We start from the raw sequence: 22,175 nt of genomic DNA, 5'->3' as shown, positions 1-22,175 counted from the left end.
TATATTTTAGAACCACACCTTTCATGGATAAGATAATGGCAATCACTAGTATTACTGAGTTTTTTCAAGAGATTGCTCGCGATCTGCATACCAGCCTTTATCTTGCCATTGGTGGCTCTATCGAGGAAGGCACCTTAGATTGGTCGTCTAAATCAGTAGAACTGGTGAGCACTGGCATCAAAATCCTAATATTGCTTGCGATATCGGGGTTTCTTTATTGGCTTGCTATCTATGTACTCAAAAAAAGCAAAGCACGCATTCGCCTTAATGAGCGCTGGGCTAAAATTGCCCGCTCAATCCTGCGTTATGTATGGGCCGTGACCAGTGTCATTGCTATTATGAGTCAGCTGAATTTTGAGCCAGATACCATCAAGGCCACTGCCAAAGCCAGTACATGGGCGGGGATATATTATGTATTATGGACATCTTCTGGACAAATTATCCATAAAATCCTACAGCACTATGGTCTAAACGCCTCTATTGAGCAGCTGCTTAAAAATATCTTATCGGTGCTGCTATTAGTCTTAGGGCTTGCCAGTGTCATGGCACAGTTTGGCTTTGATATTGTCTCTTTAGTAGCAGGTTTGGGTATCGCCGGTTTGGCAGTCGGTTTTGCCGCGCAGTCAACGCTTGCCAATTTTATTGCGGGCATTACTATTTTGCTTGAGCAGTCCTTTCAAGTCGGTGACTGGGTCAACATCAATGACAATGAAGGTCGCGTAGTGGTGATTGCCTTACGTACGACCCATATCTTAACTCGTGACAATATTACAGTCATCATACCCAATTCGAATGTCGCCTCCTCCGTCGTTACCAACCTGACCTCCAAAAACTTTATACGCTTTGATATTCAGATGCGTATTGCTTTTGAAGATGATATCGATAAAGCACGTGAGGAAATTCTGCAGGTACTGTCTGATAGTGAGGCGGTACTTAACCGACCTGAGTCTTCTGCGACCGTGGCAGAGATTGGCGAGTATGGCGTATATTTTATTGTACGCTTTTGGGTCAAACCAGCGGCAGTAGCTCGTATGCCCAAAATCAAAGAGGATTTACGAGAGAATATCAAACGCGCTTTTGATGCCGCTGATATCTCGACCCCTTATCCTCATATGCGCCTCTTAATGCCAAGAGAAGACGTCTATCCGATTGTGACCAAGCCCAAGCCATTGGCAACGACCGCGCAAACTGTTTCAGAGTCATTAGCGCTGAACAAAGACCAGCATTAATATTCTTGCAACTTATTTAGCATTTATAGTTGAAATACTTTAAAGTCGCTACCGTATTACTGGTGTAAATTTTTTGCAGCCTCTGTCTGCGTAGGCACAGCAAGCAAGAAAAATTTGCACCAGTAGTACGTGTTGTATCGATATTACTTTTCACCGACTATATATGCCATAAAAAGTTCTTTAAAATATAAATCTTTTAATCATCGCTTTCTTAAACATCAGCGCTTTAAAGCATCCGCTATAGAATTATGGTAAAATTAGCGGTTAAACATCTTATTTTATGATGTGCACTATTTATCAATTTAGCCCACAGGTATCCGTATGACCGAAACAACCGCGCTCGCCTCTTCCACAGTATCTTCGGCACCGTTGTCGCTTGACCTTATCATTACCTGCGCCGATGGGTTAGAAGCACCGCTACAGACTGAGCTGACCAGTTTTGGTATTGCAAGCGAGATGAAAAGCACTGGTCGCCTTGCTGTTACGGGTACCTTGCGTGATTTATATAAGATCTGCCTTTGGTCGCGCGTGGCATCTCGTGTATTAATGCTGATTAAACGCAAAAATATCAATGCCGAATATGATGTGGCTGAGCAGCTGTATGGTTTGGCAAAATCGGTCAATTGGACGGAGCAATTTAGCTTAGAGCAGACATTTGCGATTCGTCTGTCTGTGGATAAACGTGTGGCAGTCAGCCAACAGTTTGCCATGCTACGTATCAAAGATGCGATTGCTGATACCTTTAACGAAGTATATGAAAGCCGCCCTAACGTCGATAGTAAAAATCCAGACTTTTCTATTTTTGCGACCGTCAATGACAAGCAAGCTGAATTGTATTTGGATTTGTCAGGTACCAGTTTACATCGCCGTGGCTATCGCGTGGCAATGACAGAGGCACCATTAAAAGAAAACTTAGCAGCTGCCCTACTTTATAGTGCAGGCTGGCATCAGAAAAATGAGGCAGGTGACGCGCCTTTTTATAATGCACTAATCGACCCGATGTGTGGCTCTGGTACCTTTATCATTGAAGCGCTACTCATGCATTGTGATTATGCCGTCGGTATTGATAAAGCCGCCAATCAATTTGGTTTTTACGAGTGGCAGCATCATGATGCGGCACTATGGCAAGAGATGATTGATGATGCACAGACACGTTTCCGTGCAGCCTTAGAGATTGCTAATGAGCAGCCGGATACTTTGCCGCTCATCTTTGGATTCGATGCTGATAATGGCGCCATCATTGCCACAGAAAAGAACCTGATTGCCGCCGGTCTGCAAGACTTATTGCCGCTACTCGATATCGAAACGCGCGCCCTTGATCAGCTAAGTACGCTATTAAAACCCTTGGTTGCTGACGGTCGTCTAAGCAATCCTTTGATTATCACCAACCCACCTTATGGTGAGCGTCTGGGTGATGAAGAAATGATTAAGCCATTATATCAATCGATTGGTCTTATATTACAAGACAGCTTTGCTGGTAGTGGTGTTGATCCGATGCTTGGTATATTGGCATCTCACGTTGAGCAAGTAGATATCTTGCCTATCAGAGAGCCAAAAACGTTGCGGTGTCATAATGGTGCCATTACCGTGTATTTCCGCTATGGTACCTTGATTGCTGGACAAACGGGTAATCTTGTTAATCGTTTTGAGAAACGTGAAATTGAGGTTGAAGACGGTCAAGATTTTATCAACCGTTTGCAAAAAAACCTGACCCGACTAAAGAAATTGGCTAAAAAAGACAACGTGAGCAATATCCGGGTCTACAACGCTGACTTACCTGATTTTAAAGTGGCGATCGACTTATATGGCGACTATGCTCATGTGCAAGAGTACGCGCCGCCGAAAACTATTCCACCAGAAACTGCCAAAAAACGCTTTAATTTGGCGTTAATGGGTATTCGTGAAGTGTTCGGCATTAACCGCGAACAAATCTTTATTAAAACTCGTGCTCGTCAATCCGGTAATGACCAATATAGTAAACAAGGCAATACCGAAAAGCGTGGCAAGTTTTATATTGCCCGCGAAGATGGCGCTTATCTGTATGTCAATTTCACCGATTATCTCGATACGGGTTTATTTATTGACCATCGCAATATGCGTGCGCGTATCAAAGACAACAGTCGTAATAAGTCGGTATTGAACTTATTCGCTTATACTTGTACGGCGAGTGTGCATGCTGCATTGGCGGGCGCTAAAAAAGTGACCAGCGTGGATTTATCACAGAATTACCTGGATTGGGGCAAGCAAAACTTTGCCTTGAATGGCTTAAATGTCAGTGGTAATAAATATCAATTTGTTGCTGCCGATATTTTTGAGTGGATCAAAGACAATACGGAACAATTCGATATTATCTTTATTGATCCACCAACCTTTTCAAACTCTAAAAAGTTTCAAGGTACCTTTGATGTCCAGCGTGATCATGCTGCACTGATTAACCGTGCCATGAACCGCTTAACGGCAGATGGTATTTTATACTTCTCTAATAACTTTACCCGCTTTGAGCTGGATGAGCAGTTGACTGAACGTTATGACATCGTCGATATTACCCAAAAAACTATCGGTTTTGATTTTGATATCAAAAAACCGATTCATCAAAGTTTTGAGATTCGTCATCGTCAGAGTATATAAAAAACAATAAATCTTAGCTTTGATGCCTAACTTGGTATGAAACATAACAATGACCCAATCAGCTTTGATTGGGTCATTTTTTATTGGTATGATAGAACGCTGCTAGCGATCATCTTACCTTTGTTTAATCCTATTATCGCTGGTATAGTAAATCTGATTCAAAAGCGACACAGTACTATTTTGAAGAGACGGTCTTAAAATATAGTTGAAATACTTTAAAGCCGCTACAGTACTACTGGTGTAAATTTTTTGCAGCCTCTGTCTGCGTAGGCACAGCAAGCAAGAAAAATTTGCACCAGTAGTACCTGTTGTATCGATATTACTTTTCACCGACTATAGTTTTTATCTTCACCGTTGTAATCGTGCAACTCACCCTACTCCAATAAATAACAAGGACCATTCCATGGCATTATCTCTGAATAAAGGCGGTAATTTATCGCTCACCAAAACAGATCCAAATCTAACCAAATTACTTATTGGTCTTGGTTGGGATGAGCGCGCAACCTCTGGTGCTGAATTCGATCTTGATGCGAGCGTATTTTTATTAAATGCAGCTGGCAAAGTACGCGGCGACCATGACTTTATCTTTTATAATCAGCTCAAATCTGATAATGGCGCCGTTGAGCATACCGGTGACAACCGTACGGGCGAAGGTGACGGTGATGACGAAGTGGTCAAAGTCAACCTAACGCAAGTACCTGCTGATGTCGATAAAATCGTTGTCACTGTGACTATCCATGATGCCGCTGCGCGTAGCCAAAATTTCGGACAAGTAGCCAATGCATTTATTCGCGTTGTTAATGAAGAAACGGGTACTGAAGTGGTCCGTTTTGATTTAGCAGAAGACCACTCTATTGAGACAGCGATGGTATTTGGCGAAGTCTATCGCCACAATGCCGAATGGAAATTCCGCGCCGTTGGTCAAGGCTATTCAGGTGGTCTACAAGTGATGTGCCAGCAATATGGTGTTGATATCTAAATCAATATTTAGTCCGTGCTAAAACTATTTATTAGATGATAAGTCCGTCCAAAACATAAAGCAAATATGCCTCACTATTAGCTGTGATAATGGCTGTAAAATATGGTTGCAAAATAGTCACAATTTTTAATAGCCAAATGACTGATAATGCTTTATGTTTTGTTTAGAATTATGCATAAAAAGTGGTTAGTAATAACCGCTTTTTTTATGCTGTGTCTATAATAGACAACCTTAGCTTTACGCAACCAGACAGGATGTGTCATGAGACATTTTTATTTAGACTTCATCTTCACAGCTATCGCATTGATGGTAGCTGCATGGTGGGGATATTCACATGGTGGTATGGGCGGCTTAATAACCACTCTATCTATTACTGCTATTTTGGCCGTCATGGAGATTTCATTATCATTTGATAATGCGGTGGTCAACGCTTCAGTCCTTAAAGGCTGGGACGAATTTTGGAAAAAGATATTTTTAACCGTTGGTATTTTAATTGCTGTATTCGGTATGCGCTTAGTATTCCCGATTGTCATCGTTGCAGTGACTGCCGACCTTGGTATGATGGAAGTAATCAATCTAGCGTTATATCAACCAGAAGAATACTCGGCAAGACTAATGGCACATCATGCTGAAATCTCAGCCTTTGGTGGTATTTTCTTGTTACTGGTATTCTTAAACTTTATCTTTGATGATAAAGAAGTCCATTGGTTCCATTGGCTTGAGAGCCGTTTGGCAAAATTGGGCAAAGTCGATGCCATGAGCGTGTTTGTCGCGCTTATTGTCCTGATGTTTGCCGTATCATGGGCCAATGCTGAACAAGGTTCTGCCGTACTGATTGCTGGTGTATGGGGTATCTTGGTCTATCTTGGCGTCCAAGTTATCTCTGGTATGCTCGAGGGTGACCTTGAAGAAGACTTAGAAAACGAAGAGAATGGTTCTGGCGCAGCAGCGACCAGCGCGATTATGAAAGGCGGTATTATCGGCTTTTTATACTTAGAAGTCCTTGATGCCTCATTCAGTTTCGATGGCGTGATTGGCGCATTTGCGATTACCAATGACGTTATCGTGATTATGCTTGGTCTTGCCATTGGTGCTATGTTTGTGCGTTCGATGACCATCTTCTTGGTCGACAAAGGCACGCTTGATGAGTTCATCTATCTTGAACATGGCGCACATTATGCCATCGGTGCCTTGGCAATTATCATGCTACTATCGGTGAAATTCCATGTACCAGAGCTTATTACTGGTTTGATTGGTATTGCCTTTATCGGTTGGGCATTGCTTGCTTCACTCAAATATCGCAAGCAACAAGCAAAGTCGATTACCTAGTGTTTATATAACAGGGTGTGTAAATAACATAACGTAAAAAGATTTTATCTCAAAGCGTTACTAATAACAGGTTATATCGAGCAATTGGTATAGCTTGTTTTTTTACCTTTTTTATTTTACCGGCAATTTATATCATTAGATTTTGCTTAACAGCTATAGTTGAAATACTTTAAAGTCGCTACAGTATTGCTGGTGTAAATTTTTTGCAGCCTCTGTCTGCGTAGGCACAGCAAGCAAGAAAAATTTGCACCAGCAGTACGTGTTGTATCGATATTATTTTTCACCGACTATAGCTTCGACATTGAAACCTCAGTACCAACTTTAGTATCTAAGAAATTCATTTTTGATAACAATATCTTAACGCTTGTTATCGGGATGGTTAGAAAGTATCAGATTTGCACAATTGCTATATCTATTAGTAAACACAACATCAGCGCACAAAATACGCCTTGCTTAGTGAGCAAACGCTTAGTATAGTAAATCGTAATGATATGCAGGGCATGGCGTACAGATGGATTTTTTCTAACGGCGTCTATATCTCGACCACTGCACTATTTGAGTTTATTTTTTTATCAATCAATCCACTTAATTATTAATCCAAAGGATATTTATATGGCTATTAGCTTAACAAAAGGCGGCAACGTAAACTTATCAAAAGAAGCGCCAGGTTTAACCAATATTACTGTCGGTCTAGGCTGGGATCCACGCGCCACTGACGGTCAAGAATTTGACTTAGATGCGATTGGCTTTTTGGTCAATGAAGCAGGTCAAGTACGTAATGATCAAGATTTCATCTTCTTTAACAACCTAAAGTCAGACAATGGCGCGGTTGAACACACAGGCGACAACCGTACCGGTGAAGGTGATGGCGATGATGAAAAAATCAAAATCAACCTTGCGAGCATTCCAGCTGACGTAAGCAAAGTCGCTATCTGTGCCATCATCTATGAAGGTCAAGCTCGCAACCAAAATTTCGGTCAAGTGGGTGACGCTTATATCCGTGTTTTGAACGACAATGGCGACGCTGAAATCGCTCGTTATGACCTATCAGAAGACGGCAGTACCGAAACAGCGATGATTTTTGGTGAATTATATCGTCATAGTGGCGACTGGAAATTCCGCGCGGTTGGTCAAGGTTTCAGCGGTGGTCTTGGACCATTAGCGGCCTCTTACGGCGTCAACGTTTAATAGTCTAATTGACTTAAGCGTGTCGCAGGCCAACTATCGTAAGTAACTATTCACTTACGAAATCTATAAGCCATCAAGTGTGTTGTTTAAGACATTTGATGGCTTTAAATTTAAGTAGCTATGGCTTTAATCGCTAAACGATATTGACAGAAGATACTTGCTACACCCTCTAAAAATAGACTTATAAAAATATTAGAACAAGGACTTTTGACCTATGGCTGCAACGTTTAGCTTAATCGGAACTATTGAACCCTTCTTACATTGCACTCTTAAAAAAGGCGATTCAATCTATTGCGAAGCCAATGCTATGGTGATGATGGAATCAAATCTTGAGCTAAAAGGTAAGTTGCAAGGTGGACTGATGCAGTCATTGATGCGCCGTTTTGCTAATGATGAGTCACTTTTTCAGCAGCAAATTGAAGCGGTAAATGGTGAAGGCGATTGCTTACTGGCACCAACGCTAGACGGCGATATGCAAATCATTGATTGTGGCAAACATCAATATACCTTGAGCGATGGTGCTTTTGTCGCGGCGCAAATTGGCGTCGATATCAGAGCCCATATTCAACGTAACTTAGGTGGCGCAGTCTTTGGTGATACCGGCGGCTTTATGGTCATGCAGACGCAAGGTCAAGGTCAGGTGGTGGTATCGGGTTTTGGTTCATTATTTGAGATTGATGTGACCCCAGATAAAGATGTCATTATCGATAATGGTCATGTGGTCTGTTGGGACTCGACGCTTGATTATAAGCTCTCTGTATCCACCAGCAAGAAAAAAGGCATCATGAGCAATATCATTAATTCAGTCACCAGTGGCGAAGGCATGGTATTGAACTTTTCGGGATCAGGCAAAGTCATTATTTGCTCACGCAACCGTGACAGCTACCAAGGTTGGCTGCAAAGCATCTTAGGTACCAGCTCAGGCGGTCGCGGCGGCAATAGCGGATTACTTGGTAATATTTTATAGCAATTTCTCATACAACTATTCTAAGGATTATCACATGGCAGTTAGTTTACAAAAGGGTCAAAAAATCTCCCTAAGCAAAGAAGCTGGCGGCGATCTTACCCAAGTAAAATTAGGTCTAGGCTGGGATGTTGCCCAAGCTCCACAAGATAAAAAAGGTGGGTTTTTAGGTAAATTGTTCGGCGGCGGTAGTGGCGGCGATTCTATCGATTTAGATGCGTCATGCATCATGTTTGATAGCAACAAACAGCCAGTGGATGCCATTTGGTTTAGCCAATTAAAATCAAAAGATGGCAGTATCGTGCACACTGGTGATAACCGCACCGGTGACGGCGATGGTGACGATGAAGTGATCAATGTTGATTTATCAAAAGTCCCAGCTAACGTAGTGTCCTTGGTATTTACCGTGAACAGCTTTACTGGTCAGACGTTTGAGACAGTAGAAAATGCGTTTTGCCGTATCGTCAATGCCAATAACAATACTGAAGTAGCACGCTATAATTTGTCGTCGCAAGGTACTCATACAGCGATGATTATGGCAAAAGTTTACCGCCATAATAATGAGTGGAAAATGCATGCCATCGGTGAAACGGCGACTGGTCGTACTTTCCATGACTTGATGCCTGCTATCACCCCGCATGCTTAATATAGTTGAAATACTTTAAAGTCGCTACCGTATTGCTGGTGTAAATTTTTTGCAGCCTCTGTCTGCGTAGGCACAGCAAGCAAGAAAAATTTGCACCAGTAGTACCTGTTGTATCGATATTACTTTTCACCGACTATAGCTATAATTTTTGAAATGATATCTCGTCTTATCGTTTATAAAAATTGCGCATAAAAATCAGCCCATCTAACAATAGATGGACTGATTTTTTACGTTTGTTAAAGCATATAAATACAGTCGTTACTTACTGCCACGTTTCCAACTAAAGCCCCAATTAAAAGCTTTATCCATCTCTTGATGTCCTTTAAAGTACTCATTAATACGCTCAACATTAATACTGCCTTGTTGATTGACCAGACGCGCAATAGCGCACATTGGTAAGTTACCTGCACCTTCTGTCAAACGTGTTTCAATCGGTGGCTGGTCTGGCACATGAATGGTCACTACCCCATCTGTTTGCGACCAATTTGGTGCCCCTTCATAGATAAAAGCAAAGATAAACACCTCTTCAATCTGTGACCACTGCTGACCATTAATATCCAGCCATTCGCCACCATTCGTTTGTCCCGTTCTATCATCAGCACGCAATAAAACGTAAGGCGCTGACTGCAAGCTACCAAAGCGATTGCCTAAAGCTTGAATCAGGGTCTTTTCACCATTTTTCAGATGAATCATCGCGCCAACATCAAGATCTATGCCGCCAGCTTTATGTTGCTTAAACAAATCGCCAAGTAGCCCTTTTTTGGGCGCTTGCTTGCTGGTATCTGGACGCTGATTCCAGTTTAAATTGACAGAGATTTTACCAAAGTCATCGCGCTTTTTAAGATTGATGCTAGATTGATTTTTGGTTAAGGTGATTTTACTCAGGTTAATTGAAGGGCTAGTAGAGCTGGCAGGTATTGGCGGTGGCGTACTTGTTTGAGGCGCACTACCAGCTTTTTGCGTGTTGATCGGTCGCTGTGTATTAATAGTCTGAGCTTGAGATTGAGCAGGCGCTTCATCGGCAATTTCAACACCGAAATGCTCAGACAAAGGTTTAAGACCGCCTTCAAAACCTTGAGCAATAAAGCGAAACTTCCAACTGCCCTGCCGGCGATAACATTCTGCTAAAATGATGGCTTTTTCATTACGTCCAACAGCACTTAATTGGCAAGTTATCAGCACTTGGCTGCCTTGCAATACCTGGATATCTACATCGCCGACTTGAGCAAGCGTTTGCGCGCTAGAAAACGCTAAAGCAATCTTCTCAATATTGGCAGGTTGCGCTGTTAAATTAATATCAAAAAATCCATCGCTGTCATGACCGCGAAAGCCGACGCTACCATCATCGCTACGTGTCTGCCCATAAAATATCATATCGCCATCACCGCGCACTTTGCCATCCGCGGTCAAACGGTAAGCGGCGCAATCGATGGCATTTTGGCTTAAAATACGAATACTGATATTGTCAGTTGGTAGTGGCGCATTGGCACCAGCAATCAGTGCTTGAGGTTGACTCATTTTTTATCCTTTAAATGATTGATTGTGTCGCTGTATTTATTAGATTGACTATAGTAAGCCCAGTATAAAAACGATACAGCGGGACTGGAATGAATTTTTTGCAGCCTCTGTCTGCGCAGGCACAGCACGCCAGAAAAATTTATACCAGTGCCGCGTCAAAACATGATGTATCTACTTTATTTGGAATCGACTATATCGCCATATAGTAGCATGGATGGCACCAAAACCTTAGTCAGAACCAGCGTCTCATAAAACGTCAAAAAACATTATAAAAAACAGTAAAAATCCTTGATGCTATTTAATTGGAAGCATTTATAACGTCTAGCATTTGTATATAATAGAGCCCGTTATATACAAATGCTATTTCTGAGATTATTTGATCATGTATTAGATTGCTAATCACTTTGTGATGACGATATTGAGTGATCCAAAACCCTATTATTTAAAAGAATGCTGAGAGAATTATGGATAACCCTGTTAACAATAGTCATCATACAAAGTTAAACGCTGTTTGGTTGGCTGAAGGTCAATCAAGCCAGCGTGATATGCTCGCCAGCCTGCAAGCTTTAAAATCCCAATCTAACACACCTTTTACTATCATTGCTTCACACCGCCACAATAGACCTGAGATTTTTGAATTTGCCGATATCGTATACCGAGAACCTTCTGTAACTGCGACAGATAGTGATGAGCAAGCAATAATCGAATCCGTTGAGACATTGATACCGCGTTGGGAATTTGTCTTAGAGCAAGCCAAAAACAATAACGTAAAAGTGTTACTCACTGGACGCAATGGTATCGATTACGAAGCCCAACGGGAAAAATTTACTGCCGCCGGTATTCGTTTGTTAACGGGTGCGACCAGCGTTGCAGCACTAGAATCAATCGATGATAAGTTTGCTTTTATGCAACAGTGCCATGAGCATGATATCCCTGTTGCAGATGCGTGGCGCTTTGATAGTGTGGCAGAGCTTGAGGCTTTACTTGCCAAACACGGTCATCAGCCGTTATGTGTCAAACCAGTGACGGGTATTTTTGCACAAGGATTTTGGCGACTAGGCAAAGTTAAAGAGACGGGTAAAGAAGAAGGTGAGCAATATGACAGTTTTGAGCATTTATACTTTACTGAAGAGAAAAAAATCAATACCGCGCAATTTATCAATGCTTACGCCAATAGTCTAATGGTGCATGAGCACCCGATTCCCATGTTACTGATGCCTTTTTTATCAGGGCAAGAATACTCTATCGATGTCGTCTGTGAATACGGCGAAGTATTGGCCGCCGTCACCCGTTATAAAACGGGGAAAATCCAACATATTGGTTATGAGCAATCAGTTATGGATGTGGTCATTCCACTAATAAAAGCCTTTGGCTGCGATGGTATCGTTAGCGTACAAACCAAAGCCGATGATGATGGTCAGCACCGAGTGCTTGAGATTAACAGTCGCCCCTCTGGCGGTATTGATTACACCACTCATAGCGGTGTAGATTTGACTCAAGTTGGTTTTGCTTATTGGCTCGGTTTAAGTGAAAAACCAAAGCTTGCGGATATCGCACAGCAAATTACGCCGTGCCAAGTACGCTCCATCATGATGAGTGTCAAAATTGAAGCAGATATCGAGGAAGAGATTCTCGAGTAATAAAAGCAAGTATTGTGAATATTGTTTGATATACAAGACGTATCAAGGCGTTATCACTGGTGAGCTGTTAAAGTTAAATCTTAGGATTAATCAGTCGCGCTAAATCTATAGAGTAGAAAGTCCAAAGGAACATTAATGTCAAATAAGCAACACAGCACGACCATCACCTTACCTCGCGGTACGCTTGATCTAACCTATCAGACTAACGCTGCTAGTGGTAACAATGACCTTAAAGAAAGTAGCCGTTATCAGCTTGAAGATTTGCTTGATTTTGCTCAACGTATCAACCCAAAACGGGCGTTTTTATTTGTGTCAAAAGTCTTAGGTCGTCATATTCCGGTGGCACCGAGCACCATGCGTGACGCCTTTACTGATTTGGCAAACCTAGTACCTGATGATTTGCCTGAGCCAATTTTGGTCATCGGGATGGCAGAGACAGCGGTTGGCTTATCTGCGGGTGTGCATCAAGCGCTACAAACGCGCTATCCACAGGCTTTATTATTGAATTCTACCCGTCACGCCCAACACGATAATGATAATACCAATAATTTGTTAACTACCTTTAGCGAAGACCACAGTCATGCCAGTCAGCATCTGATTTATCAAAGTGCCGACAAAGTGACCCAAGCGCAGCTGCTTGCTAGCAAAACCCTAATTATGGTCGATGACGAAGCATCAACGGGTAATACTTGTGTTAATGTCGTCACGGCGCTACGCAATGCGGGACTGATGCAATTGCAGCAAGTGCATCTCACAACCTTGGTTGATTGGTCCCTAAATCAGAATCAGACTGATGCTAAAGCCGATGATACGATTGCCAGCCGCTTGCCAAATATTGATTTTTACCGCCATCATCTGCTATCTGGCGCTTGGAAATGGACCGACGCGCCCAATCCTGAGCCTATTATTATGCCATCAGTTGATACGACTGAGGCTGGCAGTCAAGCATTAGCTCATACTGGTCATTGGGGACGCTTTCCAACGCTAGATAGCACGGATGGCTTTGCTAATTACCTAGCAAGTTTTCAAACTACATTTGCAATTTTTGATGGTCAAACCGCGTTTGATAACGCTCAATTGCCACAAAAAATATTGGTATTGGGCAGTAATGAATTCGTATGGTTGCCATTTTTATTAGCGGAATGGCTTGAACAAAATGCCGATACCGTTATTGATAATCAAGTGATTAAATTTAGTGCATTAACCCGCTCACCGATTGCACTTGGTGGCGGTATTAGCACGATGTTAAGCTTTCATGATAATTACGGGCTTGGTATGACCAACTTTGCTTATAACGTTGACCCTAGCAACTGGGATTTGATTGTATTGTGTGTGGAAACGTCCGCCGATGGTGTTGATGCAATGTGGCAAGATTTAGACAATGTACTGATAGTGAGCCCTAAATAGGCGCTCATTTAATATAGATATTACCTACCTATTCTCCAATCATTTAAACTTATCTACCTAATCCCAAGTTCGCTAAATCCAATCCTCTTTTGGCAATTTTGCGCTTTTATAGTCGGTGAAAAGTAACATCGATACAACACGTACTACTGGTGCAAATTTTTCTTGCTTGCTGTGCCTACGCAGACAGAGGCTGCAAAAAATTTACACCAGCAATACGGTAGCGACCGTAAAGCATTTCAACTATATTGTTGATTTATTCTGACCTTTTTTATGATTATCGTTATACTGTCTGAATTGAAATATCCGTATTCAAGCCATATCTAAACAGCCTTGTCATCATTTTTATCTTTGGAAAACATAATGACCTTCCTATTTTTCCAACCCAGTTCAAACATCATTAAGCCTTATGCGCTAATGGATTTGGACGATACGCTCTTTCAGACCCAACGTAAAATTGATGCTTGGGAATTACCAACGACTGAACCTGAAAATTTGGTTTGCGCCACCGTCAATAAACAAGGCGAGCCGTTAAGCTTTATGAGTCAGCGCCAGGCGGCATTCTTTAATTGGCTGCTTGCCAGCACTGAATTGATAGCCGTCACAGCACGTGATCGTCTGGAGATTAAGCGCGTCAAGCTGCTCTTTAATAGCTGGCAAGTATTAACCCATGGCGCGGTTATTTTAACCTCTGATGGTGAGCCACTAAGCACATGGCAACAGCATATGTATAATGCGCTTATCCCATTACAAGATAAGATCAATCAGCTGACCGAGTGGGTGAATAGCTATAGTAAAGAAAGCGATAGAACTCATAACGATTTAAAACTTACCCCGCATACCGATACTTTTATCGACAGCGAACTGACCATTTATTTAGCGATCAAACATACGCAAAAAGATCATCAAGCATTGGCAGAGTTGGCTACACAGCTACCAACGCTAATACCAGATTTTGATGCACATTTTTATGTGCATGTGAATGCTAATAATTTAGCCATATTACCGCATGCTGTTCATAAGCGTCATGCGGTGCAGTTTTTATTAGAGCAGCACTTGGATCATCAGCGCCCAAGCTTTGGTTTTGGTGATAGTCTGGCAGACCTGCCATTCCTGCAATTACTTGACTGGTACGGCATGCCCAATCACGGGCAGCTTCATACTCAACAATAGAGCTTTTATTTTCATTGCAATCTCAAGCATATTATCATTAAGTGAGTACCAATATTTCTACCATGACTCCAAATAACCATAATACTCAAACAGCCAATTTATCCCAATATGGTTCAGGTAGCTATCTTGCTAGCGATGTCACTGTGCTGCTCGATATCGTGGATAAAGATGCCGTTGCTGATGTGCCTGTCAGTCATAAAGAAGCGCTAATCCAAAGTGGGCAGCGTCATTACTCTGATATGCTGACCTTGGAAGATGCGCCAAGTGCCATGCACGAGCAGCTGTATATCGAGGCGTTAGAGCAAGGCAAAGCAAAAGCGGCTACTGATATTGCCAATTTGGCCTATACGCTACAGCAGGTTTTTCAGCCAAACGTCAATAATGAGAGCCCGTTGATATTGGTCAGCCTCGTGCGCGCCGGTTTACCGATTGGCGTGCTGTTGCAACACGCATTGGCAGATACTAATAGCAGCTATGCTTTACCAAGTATCCATTACGGTGTCAGCATCATCCGAGATCGTGGTTTGGATCCGGTTGCTTTACAGATGATATTAAATAACCACCCTCATAGCCCGATTGTATTTGTCGATGGTTGGACCGGTAAAGGTGCCATTTATCAAGAACTGGCGCATAGTCTAGAAGCATTTGCCGATCCTAACCACCCTAACTTTGCCAATATTTTCCATCAAGGTATGGATGTTATACCGCTACTTACCCTTGCTGATCCGGCTGGCGTTGCTTGGCTTGCTGCTAGTGAAGAAGACTGGCTGATTCCATCGGGTTTATTGAACAGTACCGTATCGGGTCTCATATCACGTAGCTTATATACTGAACCAGAGTTAGGGCTGCATCGCAGTGTCTTTTATGATAATTTAATAGAGGCGGATCATAGCCTAGCCTTTATCGATTGTATTGATGCCACAAGGCTCACATTGAGTATATTGAGCACGCCTTTACAATGCTTGCCAACATATAAGCAACCTCGCTATCAGACCGCAGACTTAATAGATACGCTGGCAGCAGAATATAATATTACCAATCGCAATCGTATTAAGCCAACCATCGCTGAGGCGACACGCGCGATATTACGCCGCGACCCCGAGTGTATTCTGCTGGCAAGCGCTGAGCATCCTGATACCATATTATTGCGCCATTTATGTGCACAGCGACATATCCCTATCCGTGTGTTAGGTGATAAAATACTGCCTTATCAAGCGATTACGCTCATCAAGCAGCGCGCCACAGACAATGAATGATTTATCGTTTTGCGCCTAATGTTTCAACCGTTCGGTTATGCCTATTCATTTACCACTATTATACGATGCCCATTATGTCAGATATGCCAAATAACGAGTCCCATCTTTATCAAAACACCCAGTCTTATGCCTATCTGATTACTGAGCGTCATGCCATGCTCAAGCCTCATATGCATCATCCGTATCAGTTGGGGGCGAGCTTGTATATGCCAGCGACACGCCAAGATATTTGGCAAGTAATCAAGCGTGATAAATTACCGACGATTAATAGTATTATCATCTGCCTAGAAGATGCCGTCAGCCACAATGATGTTGAGGTGGCACTTGAGCGCCTGCAAATACTGCTGCATACGTGGGCAACGCACGTCGATAGTATCAATGAGCCGACACAGCAAGCCGATATACAGCCCGAGCAGCCAACGCGCCCGTTGGTATTTGTACGTCCGCGCCATCCCGTCATGCTAGAGCAGTTATCGAATTTTTCTCATATCGATTTGATTGATGGTTTTGTGATGCCCAAGGTCGATATGTATAGCCTGTCTAATTGGCGCATGGCGTGCCAGAATCTTAGTACTAACATGCTATTGATGCCGACGCTTGAGACGGCAGCATTATTTAATCCGCATCACAATCAAGAGTTGGCTATTGGTTTTAAAGAAGCCTTTAGCCAGCCCGTATTTGCCTTGCGTATCGGTGGTAATGATTTATTTGCAGCGCTGCGCTTGCGCCGTCCTAAAAATAGCCTTGTCTATGACACACCCGTTGGCACGCTTGCCTATCAGCTGCTTGGTTGTTTTGTGCCGCATGGCTTCTATCTCTCGGCACCGGTGTTTGAGTATTTGGATGAGCCAACACTATTTATGCAAGAGCTGACGCGTGATGTGAGTTTGGGGCTGGTTGGTAAAACGGTCATTCATCCCAGCCAAATTGCCTTGGTACAGCAAGCCTATTGCGTACCGCTTAGCATTTTAGATGAGGCGCAGGCAATCTTGCATAGCGAGGCAAAAGCGGTCTTTAAATATAACAATACTATGCTAGAGCCTGCTACCCATCGCGCTTGGGCAACAGAAATCGTCAATCGAGCTCAAGTATTTGGCACCATTAATGATAGCAATAACAACTATACAGCACGCTTATAAGTTACAAACAACCTTTTAAAAGCGTTAAAAAAAGCCGTTATCATAAATTTGATTGAACTGACCCCCGAAAATCAAACGCAATACAACGATAACTTGCTTGTCATACATGCGCGTATTCCATAGCAAACCATGAGCGAATACCTTGACAGGCTTTTGCTTGTCGTTTGGCGCGCTGTCTTCATAATAAATATCGACATCATTGACATGAATAATTGGCACTGCATTATTTGTCTGACTTATTGCCAATATCACCTTTTTATGACCATCATTATCTAGAACACTCTCTTAAGGATATCCAAAATGTCACAAGCTCTCGTCGAATACCAAGCAGAAAACCATATCGCCACCATCACAATGAACGACCCTAAAACCTTGAACGCTTTTAGTACTGTGCTCAAAGATGCCATGATGGCAGCACTGACCAAAGCGGATGAAGACGAGCAAGTACGAGTCATTGTTTTGCAGGGCGCCAACAATAATTTTTCAAGTGGCGGACATATCGGTGAAATGTTAGAAAACGGCATGGAAAGCGAGGCATTGTCGGATAAGCTAAACTTCATGGTTGGTGAAGTGGCTGAGATTAGCTTAAAGCTGCGTAATATCCATAAGCCCATTATCGCCAAATTAGAAGGTGCGGTCGCTGGCGCTGGGATGAACTTGGCACTGACTTGTGATTTTCGCATAGCAAGCGAGAATGCCAAATTTGTACAAGCCTTTGTCAATATCGGTCTGATTCCAGATGCTGGTGGTATTTATTTATTGAATCAATTGATTGGCGTCGCAAAGACCACTGAAATGGTCATGCTAGGCGATAAGCTCAAAGCAGAAGATATGGCACGCTTAAACTTGGTGAATGATGTGGTCAGTAGCGATAAGCTAGATGCTAGCGTGTTAGCGTTGGCAACGCGTCTGAGCAACCTGCCCGGAAAAGCATTAGCATCGATGAAGCACATGATTAATACGCATGCTTATATGGGGTTGAATGAAGCGCTAGATATGGAAGTGGATCAACAAACGATGCTCGCCAAAACCGATGATTTTAAAGAAGGTATTACAGCATTTATGGAGAAACGTAAGCCGGTTTATATTGGTAAGTAGGTTCTTATGTAAAGCTGAGTATTGCAAATCTATAAGCGCCCGTACTCAGCTTCATTCGGTTAAGTAACTTGTTAAGTAAAAGCTCACTCGAATCCAGTTTCTTTCTTTTGATTTATTCTATATTCGAATGATATAGACGATCTTTCTGCTCCATGACTTCTAGCTTTTATATCACCAATTTTAACAACAGCAAAAAACCCGTTTTGATTTACTAAAGTAATAAACTCACCAGTTTTAGGAGTACGTGATCTAGAAGTATAATCAAACAATGATGCATCAGTTATATCGGAAAAAGAGTTGACCTCATAGGCTAAAGCTATACCTTCTATATTCTTAGGGTCATTATAAATGTGGATTGAACCATTGCCAGCACTGGAAAAACTTAGCTCGAATTGCATACTACCTGCACCAATGATATAGCGACCATTGTTGTTTTCATAATCGAACTCAACTTCACCGCTAAAATTTGGGTTTGAATATTGACTCATACTTATGCTGGTCATCAGTGCTATTGGACTTTCAGAAGCTTCAAATGGATTACTACCTAATGCTGGTCGAGCCTTAGTATATTCACCATGTATCTCATGTATCAACTCAATATAACGTGCTTCGTAGTTATTTTCATCACGGAAATCTACATAAGCTTTTGTTTGAAGGAATACTGGAGTTACCTTGGGCGCATCGTTACTCTTTATAAGAGGTATTATTTTTTTAGAATTTATATTACTCATTAATTCTGACGTTAAAATCATTTTTTCATAACCAACACCGCCAGAACCCCTATTAGCTTTCGAAACGTACGCCTCTGTGCAAATACATATCACTCGATCTGCTTCAGTTAATCCACTTTCCATGAATGACGGCAGATCGCCACCTAACCTTACATCCCATTGATCTAAAATTATATCTACGCCGTTTTTCATTAATCTTGTAGCAAGATTCAATACCCACTCTTTGTGAAGATCATTATCGTGAGAATATGAGATAAAACACTTTGAAGAGACGCTCATAAATTTTCCTATTTAGATTCTAGTGATTACAATAAGTAAGTATTTAAATACATTCTGATATTATCAGATATTAAGCCTACACTACAAAAAACCCCGCATCATGACGATACGGGGTTTTCTTTTTCTAAACAGATTAAACTTTGTTTAAAGCAAAAACTAGCTCAACTGAGCAACGTTAATTTTATCGGCTTCTTCAGTATAAGACTCCATACGGTCGAAGTTCATGTACTGATACACCTCTTCACCCATGCTATCAAGCATACCAGCGTACTGCTGATACTCTTCATTCGTTGGTAATTTACCCAATACCGCAGCAACAGAAGCCAACTCAGCTGATGCTAGATATACGTTAGCACCTTGACCTAAACGGTTCGGGAAGTTACGAGTTGAGGTCGATACCGCAGTAGAGTTCGGTGCGATACGTGCTTGGTTACCCATACACAATGAACAACCTGGCATCTCAGTACGAGCACCGGCTTGGGCATAAATATTATAGTAACCTTCTTCCATCAACTGACGCGCATCCATCTTAGTCGGTGGCGCAATCCATAGACGAGTTTTCAAGCTACCTGCTGGTACGTCTTGTAGCAATTTACCGGCAGCACGGAAGTGACCAATGTTAGTCATACATGAACCAATGAATACTTCATCAATGGTATCACCAGCCACGTCAGCTAAGGTTTTTGCATCGTCTGGATCGTTCGGGCAGCAAAGAATCGGCTCTTTGATTTCAGACATATCGATAACCATATCGATAGCATACTCTGCATCTTCGTCAGCACGCAATAAGCTTGGATTCGCCAACCACTCTTGCATTTGTTCAACACGGCGGCTAATCGTACGCGCATCGCCATAGCCTTCTGAGATCATCCATTTAAGTAGCGTGATGTTTGAGTTTAGATACTCAGTCACTGACGCTTCAGATAAAGTGATCGTACAACCAGCAGCACTACGCTCAGCTGACGCATCAGACAATTCAAACGCTTGCTCAGCCGTTAAGTCTTCTAGACCTTCAATCTCAAGGATACGACCGTTAAACTCGTTGATTTTTCCTTTTTTATCAACGGTCAAATAGCCTTCTTTGATCGCTTGATAAGGAATAGCATGTACCAAGTCACGTAATGTGATGCCAGCTTGGCGCTCACCGATGAAACGAACACGGACAGATTCAGGCATATCAAGTGGCATCACACCCGTTGCAGCAGCAAATGCTACTAGACCAGAACCCGCTGGGAAAGAGATGCCCATTGGGAAACGAGTATGCGAGTCACCACCAGTACCAACGGTATCTGGAAGTAGCATACGGTTCAACCATGAATGAATGATGCCATCGCCTGGACGTAAGCTTACGCCGCCACGGTTCATGATAAAATCAGGTAGTGTATGCTGAGTCTCAACGTCAACTGGCTTTGGATAAGCGGCCGTATGACAGAATGATTGCATAACTAGGTCTGCTTGGAAGCCCAAACATGCCAAGTCTTTCAGCTCATCACGGGTCATTGGACCAGTGGTATCCTGACTTCCTACAGTGGTAATTTTTGGCTCACAGTACATACCAGGGCGTACGCCTTGCATGCCACAAGCTTTACCAACCATTTTTTGCGCTAGCGTGAAGCCTTTACCCGTATCTACCGGCTCTTCTGGCTTAGCAAATACGTCTGAATGACTAAGACCCATATATTCACGAGCACGATTGGTTAGACCACGACCAACGATTAGTGGAATACGACCACCAGCACGAACTTCGTCAAGCAATGTTGGCGAGTTTAGCTTAAACGTTGACAGCACTTCATCAGAGTCATGCTTAGTGATTTTGCCTTCATACGGATAGATATCGAATACATCACCCATATTTAAATTATCGACGTTGACGCCATCGATAGGGAGTGCGCCTGAATCTTCCATAGTGTTAAAGAAGATAGGGGCAATATTGTTACCTAGTACTAGACCGCCACCACGTTTGTTTGGCACGTTAGGGATATCATCGCCCATCAACCACAATACTGAGTTGGTCGCTGATTTACGGCTAGAGCCGGTACCTACTACGTCACCAACATAAGCCAACTGATGGCCTTTTTCTTTTAGCGCTTCAATCTGTTTCATAGAACCAACCACACCCTCTTCGTCAGCGATGATACCGTCGCGAGAGTTTTTGTGCATGGCCAATGAATGCAATGGAATATCAGGACGGCTCCACGCATCTTGCGCAGGAGACAAATCATCCGTATTGGTTTCGCCAGTTACTTTGAATGTCGTGTAAGTCGTCTTTGCTGGTACAGCATCACGGCTCAAGAACCACTCAGCATCCGCCCATGATTGAACGACTTCTTTAGCAATGGTATTGCCCGCTTCGGCTTTTTCGGTCACATCATTGAACGCATCAAATACCAATAAAGTTTTTTTCAACGCATCGGCCGCTTCTTGTGCCACTTCTGCATCATCAAGAGCAGCAACCAACGGTTGAACGTTGTAACCACCTTGCATGGTACCCAAGATTTGAACCGCTTTTTTCTTAGACAAAAGAGGTGACGTTGCTTCGCCTTTTACGATAGCCGCTAAAAATGCCGCTTTAACATAAGCAGCTTGGTCAACACCGGCAGGAATACGATTTTCCAGCAAGTCCATCAAGAACGCATCTTCGCCCGCTGGTGGGTTTTTGAGTAGCTCAACCAATTCTACTACCTGCTTCTCATTTAGTGGAAGTGGTACAATTCCTAGCTCAGCACGTTCTGCGACATGTTTACGATAAGCTTCTAACACAATAGTCGTCCTCGTCGGTTGGTGACCAGTACATCACGTGAGTAGTCAGGATGACAGCCTACATCGATGTACTGCATTGAATAATTATCCGTGCAATCATAGCTCAAAATGCTTAAAAAGTTAATGGCTGAGTCGAGAAAAGGCGCATAATAAGGCCATATTGGACATTTATTATAAAAATAGTGCCATAAATAACATGACTAATGGTGCCTAT

17 protein-coding genes are annotated in these 22,175 nt (G+C 42.5%); 13 read left to right on the top strand and 4 right to left on the bottom strand.

Annotation, left to right across the window (positions count from 1 at the left end):
• Positions 1–35: 35 nt before the first annotated feature.
• The 7 genes from PSYC_RS04005 (at position 36) to PSYC_RS03975 (ending at position 8,963) form a co-directional block, all read left to right on the top strand.
• A complete protein-coding gene (locus PSYC_RS04005; RefSeq protein WP_227500354.1) occupies positions 36–1,229 on the top strand; it encodes a mechanosensitive ion channel family protein in 1,194 nt (397 codons plus the stop codon).
• 321 nt (positions 1,230–1,550) lie between these two features.
• On the top strand, positions 1,551–3,857 hold the full coding sequence (gene rlmKL / locus PSYC_RS04000) for a bifunctional 23S rRNA (guanine(2069)-N(7))-methyltransferase RlmK/23S rRNA (guanine(2445)-N(2))-methyltransferase RlmL (protein ID WP_011280046.1): 2,307 nt from the start codon (positions 1,551–1,553) through the stop codon (positions 3,855–3,857).
• 403 nt (positions 3,858–4,260) lie between these two features.
• On the top strand, positions 4,261–4,836 hold the full coding sequence (locus tag PSYC_RS03995) for a TerD family protein (RefSeq protein WP_011280045.1): 576 nt from the start codon (positions 4,261–4,263) through the stop codon (positions 4,834–4,836).
• Between the two features lie 261 nt (positions 4,837–5,097).
• On the top strand, positions 5,098–6,165 hold the full coding sequence (locus PSYC_RS03990; RefSeq protein ID WP_011280044.1) for a DUF475 domain-containing protein: 1,068 nt from the start codon (positions 5,098–5,100) through the stop codon (positions 6,163–6,165).
• A gap of 612 nt (positions 6,166–6,777) precedes the next feature.
• Complete coding sequence (locus PSYC_RS03985) at positions 6,778–7,353, top strand: TerD family protein (RefSeq protein WP_011280043.1); 576 nt, start codon at positions 6,778–6,780, stop codon at positions 7,351–7,353.
• Between the two features lie 214 nt (positions 7,354–7,567).
• On the top strand, positions 7,568–8,320 hold the full coding sequence (locus PSYC_RS03980) for a TIGR00266 family protein (RefSeq protein WP_011280042.1): 753 nt from the start codon (positions 7,568–7,570) through the stop codon (positions 8,318–8,320).
• A gap of 34 nt (positions 8,321–8,354) precedes the next feature.
• Positions 8,355–8,963: a TerD family protein gene (locus PSYC_RS03975; RefSeq protein WP_011280041.1), complete on the top strand. Its 609-nt coding sequence runs from the start codon at positions 8,355–8,357 to the stop codon at positions 8,961–8,963.
• A 258-nt stretch (positions 8,964–9,221) separates the two neighbouring features.
• Here PSYC_RS03975 and PSYC_RS03970 read toward each other — a convergent pair whose 3' ends face one another.
• Positions 9,222–10,481, bottom strand: coding sequence for a TerD family protein (locus PSYC_RS03970; protein WP_011280040.1), 1,260 nt, complete (start codon positions 10,479–10,481; stop codon positions 9,222–9,224).
• A gap of 464 nt (positions 10,482–10,945) precedes the next feature.
• On the opposite strand from PSYC_RS03970, the gene PSYC_RS03965 reads away from it, so the two are divergent.
• The 5 genes from PSYC_RS03965 to PSYC_RS03945 all read left to right on the top strand — a co-directional run bounded on the left by PSYC_RS03965 (position 10,946) and on the right by PSYC_RS03945 (position 17,093).
• Positions 10,946–12,121 (top strand): ATP-grasp domain-containing protein, encoded by a 1,176-nt coding sequence (locus PSYC_RS03965; protein ID WP_011280039.1) that lies wholly within the window; start codon positions 10,946–10,948, stop codon positions 12,119–12,121.
• Positions 12,122–12,256: 135 nt separating this feature from the next.
• On the top strand, positions 12,257–13,528 hold the full coding sequence (locus tag PSYC_RS03960; RefSeq protein ID WP_011280038.1) for a phosphoribosyltransferase domain-containing protein: 1,272 nt from the start codon (positions 12,257–12,259) through the stop codon (positions 13,526–13,528).
• Between the two features lie 360 nt (positions 13,529–13,888).
• Positions 13,889–14,698 carry an HAD hydrolase family protein gene (locus PSYC_RS03955; protein ID WP_011280037.1) on the top strand — a complete coding sequence of 270 codons (810 nt, stop codon included), beginning with the start codon at positions 13,889–13,891 and terminating at the stop codon, positions 14,696–14,698.
• Between the two features lie 62 nt (positions 14,699–14,760).
• Positions 14,761–15,954: a cysteine protease StiP domain-containing protein gene (locus tag PSYC_RS03950; protein ID WP_011280036.1), complete on the top strand. Its 1,194-nt coding sequence runs from the start codon at positions 14,761–14,763 to the stop codon at positions 15,952–15,954.
• Positions 15,955–16,028: 74 nt separating this feature from the next.
• Positions 16,029–17,093 carry an HpcH/HpaI aldolase/citrate lyase family protein gene (locus PSYC_RS03945; protein WP_148201651.1) on the top strand — a complete coding sequence of 355 codons (1,065 nt, stop codon included), beginning with the start codon at positions 16,029–16,031 and terminating at the stop codon, positions 17,091–17,093.
• A gap of 24 nt (positions 17,094–17,117) precedes the next feature.
• On the opposite strand, the gene PSYC_RS03940 is transcribed toward PSYC_RS03945, so the two are convergent.
• The gene (locus PSYC_RS03940; protein ID WP_227500353.1) at positions 17,118–17,339 is read right to left on the bottom strand and encodes a hypothetical protein; all 222 of its coding nucleotides are present in this window, start codon (positions 17,337–17,339) and stop codon (positions 17,118–17,120) included.
• A gap of 54 nt (positions 17,340–17,393) precedes the next feature.
• Here PSYC_RS03940 and PSYC_RS03935 point away from each other — a divergent pair, with 54 nt between their 5' ends.
• Positions 17,394–18,191, top strand: coding sequence for an enoyl-CoA hydratase/isomerase family protein (locus PSYC_RS03935; RefSeq protein ID WP_011280033.1), 798 nt, complete (start codon positions 17,394–17,396; stop codon positions 18,189–18,191).
• 83 nt (positions 18,192–18,274) lie between these two features.
• Here PSYC_RS03935 and PSYC_RS03930 read toward each other — a convergent pair whose 3' ends face one another.
• Positions 18,275–19,201 carry a toll/interleukin-1 receptor domain-containing protein gene (locus PSYC_RS03930; protein WP_041757563.1) on the bottom strand — a complete coding sequence of 309 codons (927 nt, stop codon included), beginning with the start codon at positions 19,199–19,201 and terminating at the stop codon, positions 18,275–18,277.
• Positions 19,202–19,357: 156 nt separating this feature from the next.
• The gene (gene acnB / locus PSYC_RS03925; RefSeq protein ID WP_011280032.1) at positions 19,358–21,961 is read right to left on the bottom strand and encodes a bifunctional aconitate hydratase 2/2-methylisocitrate dehydratase; all 2,604 of its coding nucleotides are present in this window, start codon (positions 21,959–21,961) and stop codon (positions 19,358–19,360) included.
• Positions 21,962–22,175 lie beyond the last annotated feature (214 nt).

Origin of the sequence: Psychrobacter arcticus 273-4 (genome assembly GCF_000012305.1) — a bacterium.
GTDB classification, from domain to species: domain Bacteria; phylum Pseudomonadota; class Gammaproteobacteria; order Pseudomonadales; family Moraxellaceae; genus Psychrobacter; species Psychrobacter arcticus.
The sequence above is the reverse complement of the archived record's forward strand: the minus strand, read 5'-3'. Positions and strand labels throughout refer to the sequence as shown.